Source organism: Leucobacter celer subsp. astrifaciens (assembly GCF_001273835.1).
Classification (GTDB): domain Bacteria; phylum Actinomycetota; class Actinomycetes; order Actinomycetales; family Microbacteriaceae; genus Leucobacter; species Leucobacter celer.
The window spans coordinates 225,805-245,685 of record NZ_JHEI01000136.1; the positions used below are offsets into that span (position 1 = coordinate 225,805).

General features: G+C 71.2%; 18 protein-coding genes. 15 read left to right on the forward strand and 3 right to left on the reverse strand.

Features of this window, described 5'->3' with window-relative positions; all coding sequences use genetic code 11:
- Nucleotides 1-121: 121 nt before the first annotated feature.
- The 3 genes from AMS65_RS09185 to holA are packed head-to-tail and all read left to right on the forward strand — an operon-like array spanning nucleotide 122 to nucleotide 4,509.
- Complete coding sequence (locus AMS65_RS09185; RefSeq protein ID WP_241489397.1) at nucleotides 122-1,000, forward strand: ComEA family DNA-binding protein; 879 nt, start codon at nucleotides 122-124, stop codon at nucleotides 998-1,000.
- Nucleotides 997-3,492, forward strand: a complete 2,496-nt coding sequence (locus AMS65_RS09190; protein WP_241489398.1) for a ComEC/Rec2 family competence protein — start codon at nucleotides 997-999, stop codon at nucleotides 3,490-3,492. The genes AMS65_RS09185 and AMS65_RS09190 overlap by 4 nt, the downstream gene beginning before the upstream one ends.
- A gap of 9 nt (nucleotides 3,493-3,501) precedes the next feature.
- Complete coding sequence (gene holA / locus AMS65_RS09195; protein ID WP_053383859.1) at nucleotides 3,502-4,509, forward strand: DNA polymerase III subunit delta; 1,008 nt, start codon at nucleotides 3,502-3,504, stop codon at nucleotides 4,507-4,509.
- 121 nt (nucleotides 4,510-4,630) lie between these two features.
- Here holA and rpsT read toward each other — a convergent pair whose 3' ends face one another.
- Together rpsT and AMS65_RS09205 are read right to left on the reverse strand one after the other, a co-directional pair.
- Complete coding sequence (gene rpsT, locus AMS65_RS09200) at nucleotides 4,631-4,891, reverse strand: 30S ribosomal protein S20 (RefSeq protein WP_053383860.1); 261 nt, start codon at nucleotides 4,889-4,891, stop codon at nucleotides 4,631-4,633.
- A 180-nt stretch (nucleotides 4,892-5,071) separates the two neighbouring features.
- A complete protein-coding gene (locus AMS65_RS09205) occupies nucleotides 5,072-5,920 on the reverse strand; it encodes an MOSC domain-containing protein (RefSeq protein ID WP_053383861.1) in 849 nt (282 codons plus the stop codon).
- 64 nt (nucleotides 5,921-5,984) lie between these two features.
- Between AMS65_RS09205 and lepA the strand changes: the two genes are divergently transcribed.
- The 7 genes from lepA (at nucleotide 5,985) to AMS65_RS09240 (ending at nucleotide 14,916) form a co-directional block, all read left to right on the forward strand.
- Nucleotides 5,985-7,835, forward strand: a complete 1,851-nt coding sequence (gene lepA / locus AMS65_RS09210; RefSeq protein WP_053383862.1) for a translation elongation factor 4 — start codon at nucleotides 5,985-5,987, stop codon at nucleotides 7,833-7,835.
- Nucleotides 7,832-8,488 carry a DUF1990 family protein gene (locus AMS65_RS09215; RefSeq protein ID WP_053383863.1) on the forward strand — a complete coding sequence of 219 codons (657 nt, stop codon included), beginning with the start codon at nucleotides 7,832-7,834 and terminating at the stop codon, nucleotides 8,486-8,488. The genes lepA and AMS65_RS09215 overlap by 4 nt, the downstream gene beginning before the upstream one ends.
- Nucleotides 8,489-8,493: 5 nt before the next feature.
- Nucleotides 8,494-9,732 (forward strand): radical SAM family heme chaperone HemW, encoded by a 1,239-nt coding sequence (gene hemW, locus AMS65_RS09220; protein WP_053383864.1) that lies wholly within the window; start codon nucleotides 8,494-8,496, stop codon nucleotides 9,730-9,732.
- 139 nt (nucleotides 9,733-9,871) lie between these two features.
- Nucleotides 9,872-11,767 (forward strand): S-layer homology domain-containing protein, encoded by a 1,896-nt coding sequence (locus AMS65_RS09225; RefSeq protein WP_157502185.1) that lies wholly within the window; start codon nucleotides 9,872-9,874, stop codon nucleotides 11,765-11,767.
- A 167-nt stretch (nucleotides 11,768-11,934) separates the two neighbouring features.
- Nucleotides 11,935-12,972 carry a heat-inducible transcriptional repressor HrcA gene (hrcA, locus tag AMS65_RS09230; protein ID WP_053383866.1) on the forward strand — a complete coding sequence of 346 codons (1,038 nt, stop codon included), beginning with the start codon at nucleotides 11,935-11,937 and terminating at the stop codon, nucleotides 12,970-12,972.
- A gap of 59 nt (nucleotides 12,973-13,031) precedes the next feature.
- Nucleotides 13,032-14,135 (forward strand): molecular chaperone DnaJ, encoded by a 1,104-nt coding sequence (dnaJ, locus tag AMS65_RS09235; protein WP_053383867.1) that lies wholly within the window; start codon nucleotides 13,032-13,034, stop codon nucleotides 14,133-14,135.
- Nucleotides 14,136-14,139: 4 nt separating this feature from the next.
- Complete coding sequence (locus AMS65_RS09240; RefSeq protein WP_053383868.1) at nucleotides 14,140-14,916, forward strand: 16S rRNA (uracil(1498)-N(3))-methyltransferase; 777 nt, start codon at nucleotides 14,140-14,142, stop codon at nucleotides 14,914-14,916.
- 60 nt (nucleotides 14,917-14,976) lie between these two features.
- Here the strand turns inward: AMS65_RS09240 and AMS65_RS09245 are convergent, their stop codons facing one another.
- Nucleotides 14,977-15,645, reverse strand: coding sequence for a hypothetical protein (locus AMS65_RS09245; protein WP_053383869.1), 669 nt, complete (start codon nucleotides 15,643-15,645; stop codon nucleotides 14,977-14,979).
- A 101-nt stretch (nucleotides 15,646-15,746) separates the two neighbouring features.
- On the opposite strand from AMS65_RS09245, the gene AMS65_RS09250 reads away from it, so the two are divergent.
- From AMS65_RS09250 to era, 5 genes are read left to right on the forward strand one after another with little or no spacing between them, the layout of a single operon-like run.
- Nucleotides 15,747-16,097 carry a histidine triad nucleotide-binding protein gene (locus tag AMS65_RS09250; protein ID WP_053383870.1) on the forward strand — a complete coding sequence of 117 codons (351 nt, stop codon included), beginning with the start codon at nucleotides 15,747-15,749 and terminating at the stop codon, nucleotides 16,095-16,097.
- Entirely contained in the window at nucleotides 16,087-17,130 is a 1,044-nt protein-coding gene (locus AMS65_RS09255; RefSeq protein ID WP_053383871.1) for a PhoH family protein, read from the forward strand. Before AMS65_RS09250 ends, AMS65_RS09255 begins: the two co-directional genes overlap by 11 nt.
- Nucleotides 17,127-17,588, forward strand: a complete 462-nt coding sequence (gene ybeY / locus AMS65_RS09260) for an rRNA maturation RNase YbeY (RefSeq protein ID WP_053383872.1) — start codon at nucleotides 17,127-17,129, stop codon at nucleotides 17,586-17,588. The genes AMS65_RS09255 and ybeY overlap by 4 nt, the downstream gene beginning before the upstream one ends.
- Nucleotides 17,585-18,871, forward strand: coding sequence for a hemolysin family protein (locus tag AMS65_RS09265; RefSeq protein ID WP_053383873.1), 1,287 nt, complete (start codon nucleotides 17,585-17,587; stop codon nucleotides 18,869-18,871). The genes ybeY and AMS65_RS09265 overlap by 4 nt, the downstream gene beginning before the upstream one ends.
- Entirely contained in the window at nucleotides 18,868-19,833 is a 966-nt protein-coding gene (gene era / locus AMS65_RS09270) for a GTPase Era (RefSeq protein WP_053383874.1), read from the forward strand. Before AMS65_RS09265 ends, era begins: the two co-directional genes overlap by 4 nt.
- Nucleotides 19,834-19,881: the final 48 nt, after the last annotated feature.

A 19,881-nucleotide genomic window follows, 5' to 3' on the forward strand; every position in this document is an offset into this window, starting at 1 on the left:
CCCCCTGGGGTGCGCGGGCTCTTCGCTCACAACGCGGCGATCTTTCCGCGTTGTCGGTGAGTCGTGCACATCGTGCTCGGAGCGGTGGCCCGCCCGGGTCGGCGCCACCTAGCGTGTTCGCATGCACGCCGATTGCCAGAGGACTCCCGGAGCCGGACCGCGGCCTCCCTCCCGGAAGCACGCCGAGGAGAACCCCTCCGCGGCGTGGACGCCCGAGGCGGTGCTGAACCGGGCGGACTGGCGGGAACGCGCCGCCTCCGGCCGTGCACCCGGAGCGCCTCCTGCGCTCGAGCAGCGGGTCGATGCCCCGGTGTCGAAGCGGATCGGGCGCGCCGTCGCGGTCCCCGCAGCGGCCGGTGCGGTCGCCTTCGTGATCGCCGTGGCGATCGCGATCGTGCTCACGATGCTGCAGCTGCGCCCGGCCGCGGAGGCCGCGGGGCAGATCACCCGCGAGGTCGCCGCGGCGGGCGGAGAAGCGGGCACGGACCCGGGGACGGACCTGGGGAGCGGGGAATCCGTCGACGCGCAGGAGAACCCCGCCGATGCCGCTCCCGTGCTGGTGCACGTGGTGGGGGAGGTGCAGCACCCCGGCGTGGTCGAGCTGCCCGCCGGATCCCGCGTCGCGGAGGCCATCGAGGCGGCGGGCGGGGCGCGCGCGAGCGCGGTGCTCTCCGCCGTCAACCTCGCGCGACTCGTGGCGGACGGGGAGCAGATCCTGGTGCCCGACGCCGAGCAGGCGACCGCCGGGGCGGCTGCCGTGCCGCCGGTCTCCGGTGCGGCGGGCGGTGCGACGGTTCCCGGCGGTGGCCTGCTCGATCTGAACTCCGCCGACGCGGCATCGCTCGAGACGCTGCCGCGGGTCGGGCCGGCGCTCGCGCAGCGCATCCTCGACTGGCGCGAGGCGAACGGCGGCTTCGCCTCGGTCGAGCAGCTGCTGGAGGTCTCGGGCATCGGGGCGAAGACGCTCGACGGCTTCCGCGAGCTGGTGACGGTGCGATGAGCGGAGCAGAGCGCTCGGCCACGGCCGATCGGCTCACGCGCACCCGATCGCCGCCGGGTGCGTGGCGGATCTTCGCACCCGCGCTGCTCGCGTGGGGGTGTGCGGCCATCGCCGTGCTGCACCCGGGCACCGGGCGCATGATCGCCGTTCTGGCGGCAGCGGTCGGGAGCCTGCTCCTGAGTCTTGCGGTGCTGACCCGGCGGACCGCCGCGGGCCGGGTGGCGCTCCTCGCGCTGCGCTACGGTGCCGTGAGCTGCGCGGTGCTGGTGCTGGTGGGATCGAGCATCGAACTCGGTGAGCGGGCGCGCGCGGATCCCAGTCTCGCCCGCGCGGCGGAGCATCAGCGGACGCTCGAGATCGACGTCGCACTGCGGGGGTTTCCTCAGGCCCAGGTGTCGCCGGCGCAGCCCCGTGCGTGGGCCGAGGCCGAGACGATCGGGGCATCGGGTATGGTGCCGGTGGTGCTCTGGATGCGCGGGGACACGGCCGTGGAAGCCGCCTCCGGCACAGGAGCGGCCCCGTGGGCTCCTGCGACGCGTCTGGTGGTACGAGGGCGGCTGGTCGCGCTTGAACCCGGATCGGCGGCGGCCTACGGTGTGCGGGTCGAGGCGGCGAGGATCGCACCGACGGCAGACGGGAGGCCCTGCCCGATCGAGGAGGCAGGACGAATCGCTGCGGCGCTGCGCACGCAGCTGCGGGCGTCGGCCGAAGCGGTGCCGGGCGCCGCGCTCGTGCCGGGCTTCGCAGTGGGGGACACCGCGCTCGTCGACGACGAACTCGCACGCCGGATGCAGCAGACCTCGCTCACCCACCTCGTCGCGGTCTCCGGCGCGAACTGCGCGCTCGTCACCGGCGCGATGGTGCGATGCGCCGGCCTGCTCGGCGCGGGTCGGCGGTCGCGGATCGTGCTCGCCGGCGCCGCGCTCGCGGGCTTCGTGTTCCTGGTGGGGCCCGACGCGAGCGTGCAGCGGGCCGCGCTCATGGCCGCGGTCGTGCTGGTGTCGGGCTTCGGCGGCAAGCGCGCCGTCGCACTCCCCGCTCTGGGATCGGCCATGCTCCTGCTGCTGATCGCGAATCCGTGGCAGGCGCTGCAGCCCGGATTCGCGCTGTCCGTCGCGGCCACGGCCGGCATCCTGCTGATCGTGCCCGGGCTCGAGCGGGGCATGTCGCGCCTGCTGCCGGTACCGCGCTGGCTGCTGCTGCCCGTGGCGGTCGCACTCGCCGCGCAGCTCGCCTGCGGTCCGCTGCTCCTGCTCCTGCAGTCGGGTATTCCCGCAGCGGGGGTGCTCGCCAACGTGCTCGCCGCGCCCGCGGCGCCACTCGGCACGGGCCTCGGGCTGCTCGCCCTGCTGCTGCTCCCCGTCTCCGCGGCGGCCGGCGAGGCGGTGACGGTGCTCGCGGCACTGCCGGCGCGCTGGGTCGCGTCGACGGCGGTGGTCACCGCCCAGTTGCCGCTGGCGCGGTGGCCGTGGCCGGAGGGGTGGCCGGGTGCGCTGCTGCTCGCGGCCGTGGAATGCGCGGTGCTGATGGCCGGCTCGCTGCTGACCCGCCGTGTCTCACTGCCGCGGGATCGCGCGGCGGGCCGCGTCCCCTGGCGCGGTCGGCGGCCGATCTCGACGCGCGGCCGGGCGGCGGTCGCGGTGCTGCTGTGCGCCGCGGGCGGCACCTTCGCCAGCCCGACGGTCGTCGCGCCGCTCGTGAGCGGTGCGGGAGCGCCGCACGAGTGGAGTGTGGTGGCCTGCGACGTCGGGCAGGGCGATGCGCTGCTGCTGCGCGATCCGGAGCATCCGGAGGGGGTCGTGCTGGTCGACACGGGCGATGAGCCCGAGATGCTCGATGCATGCCTCGACCGCTTCGGCGTGCGGCGGATCGCGCTGCTCGTGCTCACGCACGACGACCGCGACCACGTCGGGGCGCTGGGCGCCGTCGCCGCCCTCTCCGACGCCGCTCTCGTCGCGCCCGACAATCGTGCGGATGGTGCCCAGCGGCCCGTCCTCACCCGTCTCGAGGCGGCCGGGATCCCGCATCGCATCGGCGAGGCCGGTGAGCGCGGCTCCGTCGGCGGCCTGCACTGGGAGGTGGTCGCCCCGCCGGTCGGCAGCACGCCGGCCGACACGAACGCCGCGAGTGTGGTGCTGCGCGTGCGCGCCGGGGAACTCTCAGTGCTGCTGCTCGCCGACACCGGCGCGGACGAGCAGCGCGCGCTCCGCGCGTCGGGCGCCGACCTCGGCGCCGACATCGCCAAGGTGGCCCACCACGGCAGCCGTGACCAGGATCCGGCGTTTGCGGAGGCGATCGGGGCCGCACTCGCCCTCGTGTCCGTCGGCGCCGACAACGGCTACGGCCATCCGGCCGCGGAGACGCTGGACGCGTTCGAGGCCGCGGGATCCCGCACCCTGCGCACCGACCTCCACGGGTCCATCGCAATCAGCGGCGCACCGGGGGATCTGCGGGTCTGGGTGGAGCGAGGAGAACCGGCGGATGCCCAGTAGGCTTGAGGGGTGGCAGCAGCACGAGGAGCGAAGACGAAGATCCCGCAGCTCGACTGGAGCGAGGCGCACCCGGCGCCCGTCGTGCTGGTCAGCGGGCCGGAGGCCTTTCTCGCGGATCGTGCGACCCAGGCGATCCGCGCGGCCCTGCTCGACGCGCACAGCGACCTCGAGGTGCACGACGTCGACGCCGCGAGCTACACCGCGGGCGAGCTCTTCACGATCGCGAGCCCGTCGCTCTTCGCCGAACCCCGGCTCATCCGCGTCGAGGGGGTCGAGAAATGCTCAGACGCCTTCCTGGAGGACGCCAAGCGCTACGTCGCCCAGCCGGCTGAGGACACGACGCTCGTGCTGCGGCACGGCGGGGGACAGCGCGGCAAGGCTCTGCTCGACCTCGTGCGGGGCGGCGCGGGCGGGGGCATCGAGGTGCTCTGCGCCGAGGTGAAGAAGGATCAGGACCGCCTGGCCTTCGCGCAGGGCGAGTTCCGGCGGCTCGGCGCGCAGATCACTCCGGGTGCGCTGCGCATGATCGTCGCCGCCTACTCCGGCGGCATCGGGGAGCTCGCCGGCGCGTGCGCGCAGCTGGTCTCCGACGCGGGTGCGCGTCTCTCCGAGGAAGAGGTGAACCGCGCGACCGAGGGCCGGGTCGAGACCAACGCCTTCAAGGTCGCGGACGCGGCGACGGCGGGCCGCGCCTCCGACGCGCTGGTGCTGCTGCGCCAGGCGCTCTCCACGGGCACCGATCCGATCCCGATGCTCGCCGCCCTCAACATGAAGGTGCGCGCGATGGCGCGCGTCTACGGGGCCCGCGGATCCAGTGCTCAGCTGGCGAAGGAGCTGGGCATGGCCCCGTGGCAGGTGGATCGCGCCCAGCGCGAGGTGCGCGGCTGGCGGGAGGAGGACCTCGCGAGGTGCATCGACCTCGCGGCCGAGACCGAGTGGCTGCTCAAGGGCGGTAGCCGGGATCCCGAGTACGCGCTCGAGAAGTACCTGCTGTTCGTCGCGAAGCGCGGGCGGTAGGCCGGATTTCGACTCGCTGCGCTCGCTCAATCGGCGACGCGGTCGCTGCGCTCGCTCAATCGGTGGGTGAAACGCGAAAAGCCCCGCCGAAGCGGGGCTTTTCGCGTGAGAGGTGCGGAGCTCAGAGAGCCGCGACCTGCACGGCGAGCTTCGACTTGCGGTTCGCCGCCTGGTTCTTGTGGATGACGCCCTTGGAGACGGCCTTGTCGAGCTTCTTGCCGGCGACCAGCAGCTTCGCCTCGGCGGCGGCCTTGTCGCCCGAGGCGATGGCCTCGCGGGTCGCGCGCACGACGGTGCGCAGCTCGCTCTTGTACGCCTTGTTGCGCTCGGTCGCCTTGCGGTTGGTCTTGATGCGCTTGATCTGCGACTTGATGTTTGCCACGTTGGGTTGTGTCCTTACACGTAAAGATTGACGGTTGTTCCGCTCGGCGAGAGAGGGCGCCTCACGGGATGTGCGGATGTGATCCACACGCAAGCCAAGAGTCAAGCTTAGCAGAATCTCCCGGGCGCGCCCAGTGCGTGTCGACGGGGGCGCGGAGAAGCGCGAGGTGAGGCCGAGGGGTCAGAGGATCTCGACCTCGTCGCCGATCCGGATCGTCCCGGCCGATTCGCCCGCCGGCTCGCCGGCCCGATCGCCGGTGTCCGCCGGCGAGGGGATCGGATCCTCGGGCAGCAGGAGCCTGCCGAGCGTCGGCTCCTGCTGCCCGAGGCCCCGGGTGAGCGTCGTGAGCACCCGGGCATCCCGCTCCCCGGTGTCGGGATTGGCGTGGGTGGCCATGCAGCGCACGATGGGGCCCTCCGCGCGGAAGACGACCCCGCCGATCCGCACGCGACCGGTCCAGTCGAGTTCGCTCCACGCCTCGATGCCGTCGATCGCGATGTTCGATCGGAAACGGCGGTCGTCGACCGGGAACCCGAGGGCGTCGCCCAGCGCCGCGACGCTCGCCCGCCCGTGCACCGAGACGAAGCCGCGGGGACGATCCTGGAAGCGGGAGCGGATCCCGTCTCCGACGAGCGCGAGCGGGAGCCGGCCCGGGCGCTCCAGGCGCGAGCCCTCCCGCGTGCCGAGCACGAACTCGGTGACCGCCCGGGCGATCCGGGATCGGCCCGGGTCGTCGAGCCCGTCTTCCGCGACCGTCTCGCCCGAGTGCGAGATGCGCATCCGCAGTGCGGCCTCGTCGTACTCGAGGCGCAGCGCGGCGAGGGCGGGGAAGTCCTGCAGCGACAGCCCCTTCGCCTTCGGCCAGTAGTCGAGCCCGTCGCGCTGCTCGGGCGCCGCGGCATCGGCGAATCGGAACGCCAGCACCCGATCTCCGGCGACGCGGCCATCCGCCTGGACGGTGAGTCGATCGAGGTTCTCCGGCGTGAACCCCTTCACGGGATATCGGTAGAGGGCTGCGACCTGGGGCATGCTGCCATCCTCGCAGAAGGCGCGCCGCACGTGACCCGCCCCGCTCGTGCGATAATTGCTCGCAATGTCTCCTCGCAGTGTGAACCCCCCAGTGCCGGCGTCGACCGACCCCGCGCAGATCCGCAACTTCTGCATCATCGCGCACATCGACCACGGCAAGTCGACTCTCGCGGATCGCATGCTGCAGATCACGGGCACCGTCTCGGATCGCGACATGCGCGCGCAGTACCTCGACAACATGGATATCGAGCGCGAGCGCGGCATCACGATCAAGTCGCAGGCCGTCCGCATGCACTGGGCCCTCGACGGCCAGGAGTACGCGCTCAACATGATCGACACCCCCGGGCACGTCGACTTCAGCTACGAGGTCTCGCGCTCGCTCGCGGCCTGCGAGGGCGCGATCCTGCTCGTCGACGCGGCGCAGGGCATCGAGGCCCAGACCCTCGCCAACCTCTATCTGGCGATGGAGAACGATCTCGAGATCATCCCGGTGCTCAACAAGATCGACCTGCCCGCGGCCGACCCCGAGCGGGTGGCGCGCGAGATCGCCGACCTCATCGGGGGCGATCCCGAGGACATCCTGAAGGTCTCGGGCAAGACCGGCGCAGGGGTCGAGGAGCTGCTCGATCGGGTGGTCGAGCGGATTCCCTCGCCGACCGGAAACGCCGATGCCCCGGCCCGCGCCATGATCTTCGATTCCGTCTACGACCCCTACCGCGGCGTCGTCACCTACGTGCGCATGATCGACGGGCGGCTGACCCCGCGCGAGAAGATCCTCATGATGTCGACGAAGGCGGAGCACGAGGCGCTCGAGATCGGCGTCTCCTCGCCCGGGCCGACGCCGACGAAGGGCCTCGCCGTCGGCGAGGTGGGCTACCTCATCACGGGCGTGAAGGACGTGCGCCAGTCGAAGGTCGGCGACACGGTCACCACCAAGCTGAAGCCGGCCGGGGAGGCGCTTCCCGGGTACACGGATCCGAAGCCCATGGTGTTCTCGGGCCTGTACCCGCTCGACGGCAGCGACTACCCGGTTCTGCGCGAGGCCCTCGACAAGCTCAAGCTCTCGGACGCCGCGCTGCAGTACGAGCCGGAGACGTCGGTGGCGCTCGGCTTCGGCTTCCGCTGCGGCTTCCTCGGCCTGCTGCACCTGGAGATCATCTCGGAGCGACTGCGCCGCGAGTTCGACCTCGACCTCATCGCGACCGCGCCGAGCGTGATCTACGAGGTGTCGACCGACGACGGCAAGTCCGTCACGGTCACGAACCCCTCCGAATATCCCGACGGCAAGATCGCGAGTGTGCGCGAGCCGGTCGTGAAGACCGCGATCCTCGCGCCGAAGGACTACGTCGGCGCGATCATGGAGCTCTGCCAGAGCCGCCGCGGCAGCCTGCTCGGCATGGAGTACCTCGGCGAGCGCGTCGAGCTGCGCTACAGCATGCCCCTCGGCGAGATCGTCTTCGACTTCTTCGACCACCTGAAGAGCCGCACCCAGGGGTACGCGAGCCTCGACTACGAGCCCATGGGCGACCAGGAAGCCGATCTCGTGAAGGTGGACATCCTGCTGCAGGGCGACAAGGTCGACGCGTTCAGCGCGATCGTGCACCGCGACAACGCGTACCACTACGGCACGATGATGGCCGAGCGGCTGCGCAAGCTCATTCCCCGCCAGCAGTTCGAAGTGCCCATCCAGGCCGCCATCGGAGCGCGCGTCATCGCGCGCGAGACCATCCGCGCGATCCGCAAGGACGTGCTCGCCAAGTGCTACGGCGGCGACATCAGCCGTAAGCGCAAGCTGCTCGAGAAGCAGAAGGAGGGCAAGAAGCGCATGAAGATGGTGGGACGCGTCGAGGTGCCGCAGGAGGCGTTCATCGCCGCGCTCTCGGGAGACGTGGAGGGCAAGGAGACGAAGAAATGAGCAAGAAGGAGCAGCCGAAGCGCAGCAGCCACGTCGAGATGCCCGTCGCGTACGCCGCCGTCGGGGCCTCGAAGCAGCCGGACCTCATGCGCTTCCCGCCCGAGGGCAGCACCCCCTACGAGGAGGAGCTGCGGCTCGGCAGCGGCCAGGAGCGCTTCCTGCTGGTCTCGAACCTGCTCATGACCTGGGGCGCTCAGCGCGGCGGCGGCCTGCGGGTCGAGGACGTCGTTCGGGGCACGGGCGCGCTCTACACCGGACCGAGCTTCGACGACAGCGGGGCGCCGCAGGCGGCCGACGCCGTGGAGGAGCACTTCGGGCCCGACGGCGAGCCCTACCTGGTCGCGGGCACGACCGCGACCCTGCACGCCGAGGGTCAGGATCCGCGCAGCGTGCTGGTGGTCTACACCGTCGACGAGGACCGCCGCGTCGGTTTCGCCTGGGGCACGGGCGATGAGCACGGCGCGGTCGGCGAGCAGCTCTTCGCGGTGGAGCACCGCGACGACGACACGGTGTGGGCGGTCGCCCGCGGCTTCCTCTTCGCCCCGAAGAACGGCCTGCTCGGTCTCAAGAGCCGCACGGCGATCCGCACCGCCATCGACGCCGCCAGGGAGCAGATCGCGTCGCTCGCCCCGGGCGCGCAGCCCGCGGACTAGGCCGCATGCCGAGCATCCTTCCCGACGGGGACCCGGCGCCCGCCGACGGCTCCCTGCCCGAGAGCGTCGCCCTCGGCGCCGCCGAACGCCGCTTCGGCGTGTACGTGCACGTCCCCTACTGCCGAGTGCGGTGCGGCTACTGCGACTTCAATACCTACACGGCGAGCGAGCTCGGCGGTACCCGCCGTGACGACTACGCGGGCCAGGTGCAGCAGGAGCTGAGCTTCGGGGCGGCGGTGCTGCGGCGCGCAGGGGTGCCGGATCGCGCGGTGTCGACGGTCTTCTTCGGAGGCGGCACCCCCACGCTGCTGCCCGCGGAGGATCTCGCCGCGATGCTGGGGCGGATCCGGGAGGAGTGGAGGCTGGCGCCGGGTGCCGAGGTGACGACCGAGGCCAATCCCGACTCGGTCGACGAGGCCTACCTGCGGCGACTCGCCGAAGCCGGATTCACGCGCGTCAGCTTCGGCATGCAGTCGGCGGTGCCGCACGTGCTGCGCACGCTCGACCGCACGCACACCCCCGAGCGGATCCCGCTCGTGACGCGCTGGGCGCGCGACGCCGGCCTGCAGGTGAGCGTCGACCTCATCTACGGCACGCCGGGGGAGAGCCTCGCCGATTGGGAGCGCTCGATCGATGCGGCGCTCGCCACCGATCCGGATCACATCTCGGCGTACGCGCTCATCGTGGAGCCCGGCACGAAGCTCGCGGCGCAGATCCGCCGCGGGCAGGTGCCGGAGCCCGACGAGGACCTGCACGCCGAGATGTACGAGCTGGCCGACGCACGCTTCGCGGCGGCGGGATTCTCGTGGTACGAGATCAGCAACTGGTCGCGCGGCCCGGAGGCGCGCTCGCGCCACAACCTCTCCTACTGGACGGGCGAGGACTGGTGGGCCGCGGGCCCGGGCGCGCACAGTCACGTCGGGGGTGTGCGCTGGTGGAACGTGAAGCATCCCGGAGCATACGCGCAACGCATCGCCGCGGGCGTTTCTCCGGCGCACGCGCGGGAGGCCCTGACCGACGCCGCTCGCCGCGAGGAGCGGATCCTGCTCGAGACGAGGATCGCCGACGGTCTGCCCGCCGACATGCTGACGCCGGCGGAGCGCCGCGCGATCCCGCAGCTCATCGCGGACGGCCTCATCGAGGGCCGCGCCGCGATCGCCGCCCCGGGCCGACCCGCGAGGGTCGTGCCGACTCTGCGCGGGCGCCTGCTCGCCGATACGGTGGTGCATCGACTGCTGGGCTGACCGGGGTGTTCGTTTGTGATTCGGACGCCGTTCGAGTAATTTGTAGTGGGGGTTATTCAGGGGAACGAGCGTGCTTTTCCCCTGCAATTCCTTTGTGGGATATATGCAGATACAAAGAAGTAGGGGAGCTGTTCACAACATGAAACTTCGTCAACCACTCGCGCTGCTCGGCGTGACGGCGCTGGCCGCCGGCAGCCTGGTCGCCGGCGCGACCGCCGCTCAGGCGGCGCCGGCGCCGGAAATCGAGCACGTGCTCGCAGCCGATCTCAAGAGGGTGTCCGACACCGAGACGGAATCGGACATCTACAACGACTGGCACTTCGACCCGAGCAAGGCTCAGGACGTGGTGCAGGCGCGCAACGGCCTCGTCGCGGCCGGCGGCATCGACACGGTCATCCTCAAGGGCAACGGCAACGATGTCGCCGAGGCGGCGCAGGGGCCGTCGGTGGCGGATCTCGCGGAGAGCCTGCAGGTGGTGTCCTCGGAGCCCGGCAAGGTCTTCTACCAGATCCCGCTGAGGCTGGATTCGAACGGCGACGGCGTCTGGACCGTCGGTGAGGAATGGGCGACGCTGCGGGCGCCCGCGAGCGACCCGACGCTCTGGACGACGAGCCGTAACATCGCGGGCTACAGCGCCCACGCCTCGGCATCTCTCGCGCAGTGGGAGGCCGCATTCGACGGCAACGCCTTCCCGATCGGAGCGGGCTTCCTGGTCGACAAGACCGCGAGCGGCGACGTGGTCGTCTCGTCGTTCACCGCGGACGGCGTCACCACGAGGTTCTACGCCGAGAACGGCGCGACGCCGGGCGCTCCCGCGGACGAGTACGTCACGGACGCCGACATCCGCCCGAACGAGGCGAGCTACCCGGGCTGGCACGAGAGCGTCGAGCCCGGCGAGGAGGGCACTCGCGGCACCTTCGAGACGGTGCCCGGCGAGGACGGCGCGACCCTGGGGCTGCAGGTGACCGGCAAGTCGCAGCTGATCAACGGCTTCGCACCCGAGGAGTTCCAGCAGAACGCCGCGGGATTCGCTGCGGCGATGACCGTCGACGTCGCGGAGGGCGGGGCTCCGGTCTTCACCCAGGTGCCGGTCTTCTACTACCCCGAGGGACAGCTCTTCGGCGAGGGCGACGCCCCGCGGTTCACCACGCTGCGCGCGCCGGTGACCGGGAACGCTGCGATCGGCGCGGCCGGCTGGGTGTCGTCCGCGAACATCGTCGACGGCAACGGCGGCGTGCTCGTCCCGAGGAACACCGCGTCTTCCCTCGACGACATCGTCGCGGCCCTGGGGCAGCACGACGTGCTCGCCTACGGCTTCACGGTCGACGGCGTCGGGGCCGTGGCCACCGTCAAGACGGTGACCTTCAACGGCAAGACGACGAGCTTCGCGAAGGCCGCCGACCCGGTCGACCCCGAGGATCCGAAGGATCCCGAGGGTCCGGGGTCCTCGGTTGAGTTCGCCGACGTGACCAAGGACACCAAGTTCTCCAAGGAGATCACCTGGATGGCCGAGCGGGGCCTGTCGACCGGCATCAAGAAGACCGATGCCGACGGCAACGTCTACCACGACTACGAGCCGAAGACCGCGGTGACCCGCGAGGCGATGGCGGCGTTCCTGTACCGTCTGGACAACCCGAAGGGGTACACGGCTCCGGCGGTGTCGCCGTTCGCGGATGTGAAGCCGGGCGACAAGTTCTACAAGCAGATCGCGTGGATGTACGACGAGAAGCTGTCGACCGGCATCAAGCAGGCGTCGGGCAAGCCGAACTTCGCGCCGAAGGCGAAGATCACGCGCGAGGCGATGGCCGCGTTCATGAACCGCGCGAAGGCCGACAAGAACTACACCGTTCCGAAGGTGTCGCCGTTCGCCGACGTGCGCCCGAGCGACAAGTTCTACGCGCAGATCGCGTGGATGTTCGACAGCGGGCTGTCCACCGGCATCAAGCAGGACTCGGGCAAGCCGGCATACGCGCCGAAGAGCAGCGTGACGCGCGAGGCGATGGCCGCGTTCCTCTACCGCGGCGACAAGCTGTAGCAGCGCGACGCGCGGGGACGGCGAATGCCGGGGGCGATCCGCCCCCGGCATTCGCCGTCCGCGGCGGCTGCGCTCGACGCGAACAGCCGCGCCTCCCGCCGTACGACCGGCTCCCTGCGCTAGACTTGGCACTCGGATTGTTCGAGTGCCAAGTGTGAGGAGGGGCAATGGTATCCGAGCGCAGCCTGGCGGTGCTGCACGCCATCGTCGGCGACTACGTCTCCTCCAACGAGCCCGTCGGCTCGAAGGCCATCGTCGATCGGCACAGCTTCGGCGTGTCCGCGGCCACGATCCGCAACGACATGGCGCTGCTCGAGGAGGACGAGCTCATCGCGCAGCCCCACACCTCCTCCGGCCGCGTGCCCACCGACAAGGGATACCGGCTCTACGTCGACACCCTCGCCAAGATCCGTCCGCTGTCCAGCGCGCAGCGCACCGCGATCGAGCGCTTCCTGGGGGAGTCGACCGATCTCGACGACGTGATGGCGCGCACGGTGCGCCTGCTCGCCCAGCTCACCAACCAGGTGGCCGTGGCCCAGTACCCCTCCCTGCGCCGCACGGTGGTGCGCCACATCGATCTCGTCGCCATCGGCGAGGACCGGGTGCTGTGCGTGCTGATCCTCGGCAGCGGCGTCGTCGAGCAGCAGGTCGCCTGGCTGCCGGCCTCTCGGGTCACGGAGGCCTGGGTGCACGGACTCCGCGAGCAGATCGCCGCAGCGGCCGTGGGCGCCGACCTCGAGACCGCGGTATCCGCGGTCGCCGAGCTCGAAGCGCGCGCCGAGACGGAGGCGCGGCCCGGCGAGGCCGACCTGGTGCGCCGGGTGCTCGAGGTGGTGCGCAATCAGCTGCAGGCCAACCGCAACGACCGCATCGCCGTGGCGGGAGCCGCCAACATCTCCCGCCCGGGAGAATTCGGCGTGGCGCTGCCCGCGGTGCTCGAGGTGATCGAGGAGCAGGTCACCCTGCTGCGACTCTTCGACGAGCTGGTGCAGGACGGCCGGGAGGTCGCCGCCTCGATCGGTCGCGAGAACGAGGTGTACGGTCTCTCGTCCACCTCCGTGATCGTCTCCAACTACGAGCAGGAGGGCGCCTCCGTCTCGAAGCTCGGCGTACTCGGCCCGCTGCGCATGGACTACGCCGCGAACATCTCCGCGGTGCGCGCCGTCGCCCGCTATCTCAACCGACTGCTGGACGAGGATCAGTAACCCGATCCCCGTCCGTCGAATCGTTCATCACCACACCCCACCCCTGAGGAGCTGACACAGTGGCCGACCACTACGAGACCCTCGGCGTGTCCCGCGAGGCGACGCCCGAAGAGATCAAGAAGGCCTATCGGCGGCTCGCGCGCGAGCTGCACCCCGATGTGAACCCCAGCGAGGACGCCGCAGAGCGCTTCAAGAGCGTCACGCACGCGTACGACGTGCTGAGCGATCCCGAGCAGCGCCAGCGCTACGACCTGGGCGGCGGGCAGGCCGGCATGGGCGGGTTCGGCGACATCTTCGAGACCTTCTTCGGCGGCGGCGGCTTCGGCGGTGCGGGTCAGCGCGGCCCGCGCCCCCGGGCCGAGCGCGGCGACGACGCGATGATCCGCGTGGACGTGTCGCTCGAGGAGGTCATCTTCGGCGCCCAGCGCGACGTGACCGTCAACACCGCGGTGCTCTGCGGCGTCTGCCAGGGCAGCTGCTGCCAGCCGGGCACCCACCCCGTCACCTGCGACGTCTGCGGCGGCCAGGGCCAGGTGCAGCGGCAGGTGCGCTCGCTCTTCGGCAACGTGGTGACGATGCACCCCTGCGGCAGCTGCCAGGGCTACGGCACCGTCATCGAGCATCCGTGCGTGGAGTGCGCGGGCAAGGGGCGCGTGCGCGAGCGGCGCACGATCCCGGTCGACATCCCCTCCGGTATCGACACCGGCACCCGCATGCAGATGCGCGGCGGCGGCGAGGTGGGACCGGGCGGCGGGCCCAACGGGGATCTCTTCATCGAGTTCCGCGTGATGCACCACGACATCTTCAGCCGCGACGGCAACGACCTGCTCTGCACCATGCAGCTTTCGATGACCGACGCCATTCTCGGCGCCGAGGCGAAGCTCGCCGCGCTCGACGGCGAGGCGGCGGTGACGATCGAGCCCGGCACCCAGTCGGGCGACGTGCTCACGGTGCGCGGTCGCGGCATCCAGGGCCTGCGCAGCACGACCCGCGGGGATCTGAAGATCGCGGTGCAGGTGGCCACGCCCACCAAGCTCTCGAGCCGGGAGAAGGATCTCGTGCGCCAGCTCGCCTCGCTGCGCAAAGACGAACCGCCGCATCTCGGGGAGTTCCAGCAGGGCTTCTTCGGCAAGATCCGAGACCGCTTCTTCCGCCAGGGCTGAGCCCGTGGCCAACCTCTACTACCGCGAGGAACTCGCCGCCGACGCCTTCGCGGAGGGCGCACTCGTCGAGGTGACCGGTGACGAGGCGCGCCACGCCGTGCGGGTGAGCCGGCTTCGCGCGGGGGAGCGGATCCTCGTGGGCAACGGCGCGGGCGTCCTCGGCGACGGGGTCGTCGAGGCGATCGCGAAGGATCGCTTCGCCGTGCGCGTCGAGACCGTGCGGCACGAGCCCGAGCCCGAGGTGCGCATCGTGCTCGTGCAGGCGCTCGCGAAGGGCGACCGCGACGAGCGCGCCGTGGAGCAGGCGACCGAGTTCGGCGTCGACGCGGTCGTGCCGTGGGAAGCCTCGCGCTCGGTATCGCGATGGGGCGGTGCGGGCGGATCGGGTGGAGCGGAGAAAGCTGCGAAGGGCGTCGCGAAGTGGGCCCGCATCGCGCGCGAGGCCTCGAAGCAGTCGCTGCGGGCGCGGATTCCCGAGGTGCGGGATCCGGTGCGGCTCGCCGCGATCTGCGGTGCGGCCGCGAGCGACGGCGTCGAGGTGATCGCACTGCACCCGCGCAGCGGGGAGCGGCTCTCGGGGTGGGCGGCGAGCGACGCCGCGCGGGCGGCGCGCGAGATCATGATCGTCGTGGGGCCCGAGGGCGGTTTCGCCGATGACGAGCTCGATGCGCTCGAGGCGGCCGGTGCGCACCCGCTGGTGCTGGGCGACACGGTGCTGCGCACCTCCTCCGCCGGCCCCGCGGCCCTCGCGGTGCTCGGCGCGGCTCTCGGCCGCTGGTAGCCGGCCGCTGACGGGTCAACCGTCGCCGGGTCCGCCGTCGCCGGGTCAGCCGTCGCCGGGTCAGCCCTCGAGCGGGGCTCGGCACTGCACGCCCTCGCACGGCAGCTTCGGGTGGCGCGGCACGAGGCCCTCCGGCGGGGTCAGCAGCTGCTCAGCCCGCACCGGGTCGACGAGCTGAACGCCCATCGTCGTCATGATGCTGCGCGACACCTGGCAGAGCGGGTCGTACGGGGGCTGCTCGTAGTCGAAGGCGCGCAGCCCCTCCGGTGAGAATCGCTGCTCGAGCTCCTGCAGGGCCGGGAGGTCCGAGGGCGTATCGTCCGCCTCTGCGGCGGCCGGCGGGTGCTTCTGCGCCGCCGACACCGTCGCCGACTCGATGACGGGGAGCGCGACGGGCGCGAGCCTCGGGCCGCGCACGACGAGGTCGTAGGTGATACCCGGGATGAGGGCGAGATCCCTGCCCGTATCGTTCGTGCACTCGACGGTCTTGCGGGAGATGAAGGCGCCGCAGTCGCTGAACTGCTTCGGGGTGATGACGCGCCGCTCCCGCAGCGCCGTCTTCTCGATCGTGCACGACACGATGGTCTCCGCGGGGAACAGCGGGCTCGCGAGCGGGATGCCGATGACCACGAGCAGCGCGATGAGGGGCAGCGCGATCGTCGCCCAGATGACGCGTCCACGACGGCGACGCGCGGGCCGCGCCCGTTCTGCCTCGAGGTCGTGGCTCACGGCACCATTCTGGCAGAGCGGGGGCCCGCGCAGGCGGAACGAGGGCCGGGCGACCCCGGCCGAGACGACAGCCCATCGGACAGGACAGTACACTTGATCCCATGGCAGAAGAGACGGTGTTCGGCAAGATCGTGTCCGGCGAGATCCCGGTCGAGATCCTCGCGGAGACCGACCGCGTCATCGCGTTCCCCGATATCAGCCCGCAGGCGCCGGTCCACTTCCTCGTGATCCCGAAGTCGACGGCCTACGCAGACGTGACGGAGCTCGCCGCGGGCGACCCCGAGACGCTCGCCGAGATGGTGGCCGTCGCCAAGCGGTTGGCGGGTGAACTCGCCAACGGCGAGTTCCGTCTCATCTTCAACAACGGTGCGAGTGCGGGGCAGACCGTGTTCCACGTGCACGCGCACGTGCTCGCCGGCGAGCTCGAGGAGCGGTCGCTCGTTGGATCCTGAAGAGGAACTCCCGGTCACGACCGAGGACGGTGCGGCCGACGGACCCGAGCTGCAGCGCACCGTGCTGCTGACCGGGGTCGACCTGGCCTCCTTCCTCGGTCACCGGGATCAGCTGATCGCCGACCTGGAGGCGCAGCACCCGCGGGTCGTCTTCCACGCTCGGGATCAGGTGCTCACGATGAGCGGCCCGGCCCCGGCCGTGCGCACCGCCGAGACGGTGGTGCAGGAGATCCTGCAGCTCGCACGACTCAGCGGCGCCGTGTCGCGCCGCGATGTGAAAGAGGTCACCCGCATGGTGCACGAGGGTAACGGGCCCACGGCCGCTCAGGTGCTCAGCGAGCCGATCCTCACGGTGCGCGGACACGCCGTCCGCCCCCAGACCCGGGGGCAGCGGGCGTACGTCGACGCGATCGACAAGCACACGATCGTGTTCGGGATCGGGCCTGCCGGCACCGGCAAGACCTACCTCGCCATGGCGAAGGCCGTGCAGGCGCTGCAGCGCCGCGAGGTGGCGAAGATCATCCTGACCCGCCCCGCGGTCGAGGCCGGCGAGCGGCTCGGCTACCTGCCCGGCTCGCTCGAGGACAAGATCGACCCGTACCTGCGGCCGCTCTTCGACGCGATCGGTTCAATGATGGATCCCGACGTCGTTCCGAAGCTGCTGGCGAGCGGCACGATCGAGGTGGCGCCGCTGGCCTACATGCGCGGCCGCACGCTCAACGAGTCGTTCGTGATCCTCGACGAGGCGCAGAACACCACCCCCGAGCAGATGAAGATGTTCCTGACCCGTCTCGGGTACGGCTCCAAGATGGTGGTGACCGGCGACATCACGCAGGTCGACCTGCCGATCGCCGCGAGCGGCCTGCGCGTGGTGAACCGCATTCTGCGCGGCGTCGACGACATCCACTTCGCCGAGCTCGGCTCCGACGACATCGTGCGGCACAATCTCGTCAGCCGTATCGTCGACGCGTATTCGGCCCACGATCAGGCGGAGCGCGAGCGCTCCGCGCAGCAGAAGGGAGACGCCCGGTGAGCGTCGAGATCAACAACGAGGCCGGCGTCGAGTTCGAGGAGGCACGGCTGCAGCGCCTGGCGGCGTTCGTGCTCGAGTCGCTGCACGTGCACCCCGACACCGAGCTGGGTGTGGTGCTGGTCGACGAGGCCGCGATCGAGCAGCTGCACGTGCAGTGGATGGACGAGCCCGGCCCCACCGATGTGCTGAGCTTCCCGATGGACGAGCTGCGTCCGGGGCGCGTCGACGCGCAGACGCCGGCGGGCCTGCTCGGCGACGTGGTGATCTGCCCGCAGGTGGCCGAGATCCAGGCCGAGGCCGCCGGGCACGACCTCGCGCAGGAGATGTCGGTGCTGCTGACCCACGGCATGCTGCACCTGCTCGGCTTCGACCATGCCACCCCCGATGAGGAGGCCGAGATGTTCGGCCTCCAGCGCGACCTGCTGCTCGCCTTCGCGATGCACGAGCGATCTCGATGACCCTCGGCCTCGCCCTGCTGCTGCTCGCGGCGGCCGTCGCGCTGATGGCGGTGGGCGGCCTCCTCGCCGCGACCGATGCCGCGCTCGGCGTCCGATCCCGCGCCGAGCTGCTGGCCCTCGCCGACGAGTCTCCGCGCACCGGCCGCGCCATCCGCGCCATCGCGGAGGACGAGCCGGCGCATCTGAACGCGCTGAGCTTCGCGCGCGTGTTCGCCGAGACCCTCTCGGCCGTGCTCATCACCCTCGTGGTGGCCTACTCGCTGCATGCGCTCTGGCTCGAGCTCGTGCTCGCGACGCTCGTGATGACGGCCACCACGTTCGTGCTCGTGGGTTCGAGCCCGCGCACCGTGGGCCTGCACCGGCCCGACGGCGTGATCCGCTTCGCAGCGCCGACGGTGCGCGGGATCCGCGTGCTGCTCGGTCCTATCGCCATCGGGCTCACCCGCTTCGGCGACCGGGTGACTCCGGGACGGGGTTCGGCCCGCATCCGCGACGAGCAGCAGCTGCTCTCGATGGTGGATCAGGCCGCGGAGCAGGCGCTGCTCGAGGACGACGACCGCGAGTACATCCACTCGCTGGTGGAGTTCGGCGACACGCTCGTGCGCGAGGTGATGGTGCCGCGCATCGACATGATCACGGTCTCGAGCGAGGACACCGTGCGCGACGCGCTCGAGCAGCTCCTCGCCGCGAGGCACTCGCGCATCCCCGTGATCGCCGGCGAGGTCGACGACATCGCCGGCATCGCCTACCTGCGCGACGCGAGCGGCTTCCTGCTGCGCCGTCCCGAGGAGTCGGGGACCGCGCCGGTGACCCGCATCATGAAGCCCGCGGTGTTCGTGCCCGAGCTGCAGCGCGCCGACGAACTGCTGCGCCAGATGCAGCGGGACTCGAACCACCTGGCGCTCGTCGTGGACGAGTACGGCGGGATCTCGGGGCTGGTGACGCTCGAGGACCTGATCGAGGAGCTGCTGGGCGACATCTCGGACGAGCACGATCGCGAGGTGCCCGAGGTCCAGCTGCAGGAGGACGGGTCGTTCCTCGTGAACGCCAGACTCTCGGCCGAGCGGTTGGGCGAGCTGTTCGAACTGGAGCTGGACGACGACGAGGTCGACAGCGTCGGCGGGCTCGTCGCGAAGCATCTCGGGCGCCTGCCGGTGACCGGGGATACCGTGGTGGTGGCGGGTATCGAGCTGACCGCAGCCGATATGGAGCGGAAGCGGCAGCGGCTGCTCTCCGTCGAGGCGCGGTGGATCGGGAGATCCGACGAGGAGGACGAAGCATGAACGAGCAACCGGGCGGGGTTCCGCCGACTGAGCAGACCGGAGGCGGATCGACATCCTCCGCGGAAGGCTTCCGCGCGGGATTCGTCTCCTTCGTGGGACGACCCAACGTGGGCAAGTCGACGCTCACCAACGCGCTCGTGGGCGAGAAGATCGCGATCACGAGCCCGAAGCCGCAGACCACGCGCCGCGCGATCCGCGGCCTCGTGCACCGGCCGGACGGGCAGCTCATCATCGTCGACACGCCGGGCATCCACCGCCCGCGCACCCTGCTCGGCGAGCGCCTGAACGCGCTCGTGGAGGCGACGCTCGGAGACGTCGACGTCATCGGCTTCTGCGTGCCGGCGAACGAGAAGCTCGGGCCGGGCGACCGCTTCATCAACGAGCGCCTCGACGACTTCCCGCGCGCGAAGAAGGTCGCGATCCTCACCAGGGTCGATGAGGCCTCGAAGAGCGAGATCATCGACCAGCTCACCCGCCTCGGAACACTGCGTGAGTGGGACGCGGTCGTGCCGATCTCCTCGGTGACGAGGGAACAGCTCGATGTGCTGTCCGACGTGCTGCTGGGGCTGATGCCGGCCTCGCCGCCGCTCTACGAGGACGATCGGACCACCGACGAGGGCGAGGACGACCGCATCGCGGAGCTGATTCGCGAGGCGGCGCTCGAGGGCGCCCGCGAGGAGCTGCCGCACTCGCTCGCGGCGACCGTGGACGATCGGGAGGAGCGCGAGAGCGTCGACGGACAACCCGGTCTGCTGGAGATCTACGCCTCGATCTACGTCGAACGCGACAGCCAGAAGGGCATCGTCATCGGCAAGGGCGGCTCGCGTCTGCGCGACGTGGGCGAGCGCGCGCGGCGCGAGATCGAGGCGCTGCTGGGGCGTCGGGTCTACCTCTCGCTGCGCGTGAAGGTGCTCAAGGAGTGGCAGCGCGATCCGAAGGCGCTGGGTCGACTGGGCTTCTGACGGGCTGCGGGAGGGGCTTCTGGCGCGACCGGGCCGTCCACTAGGCTC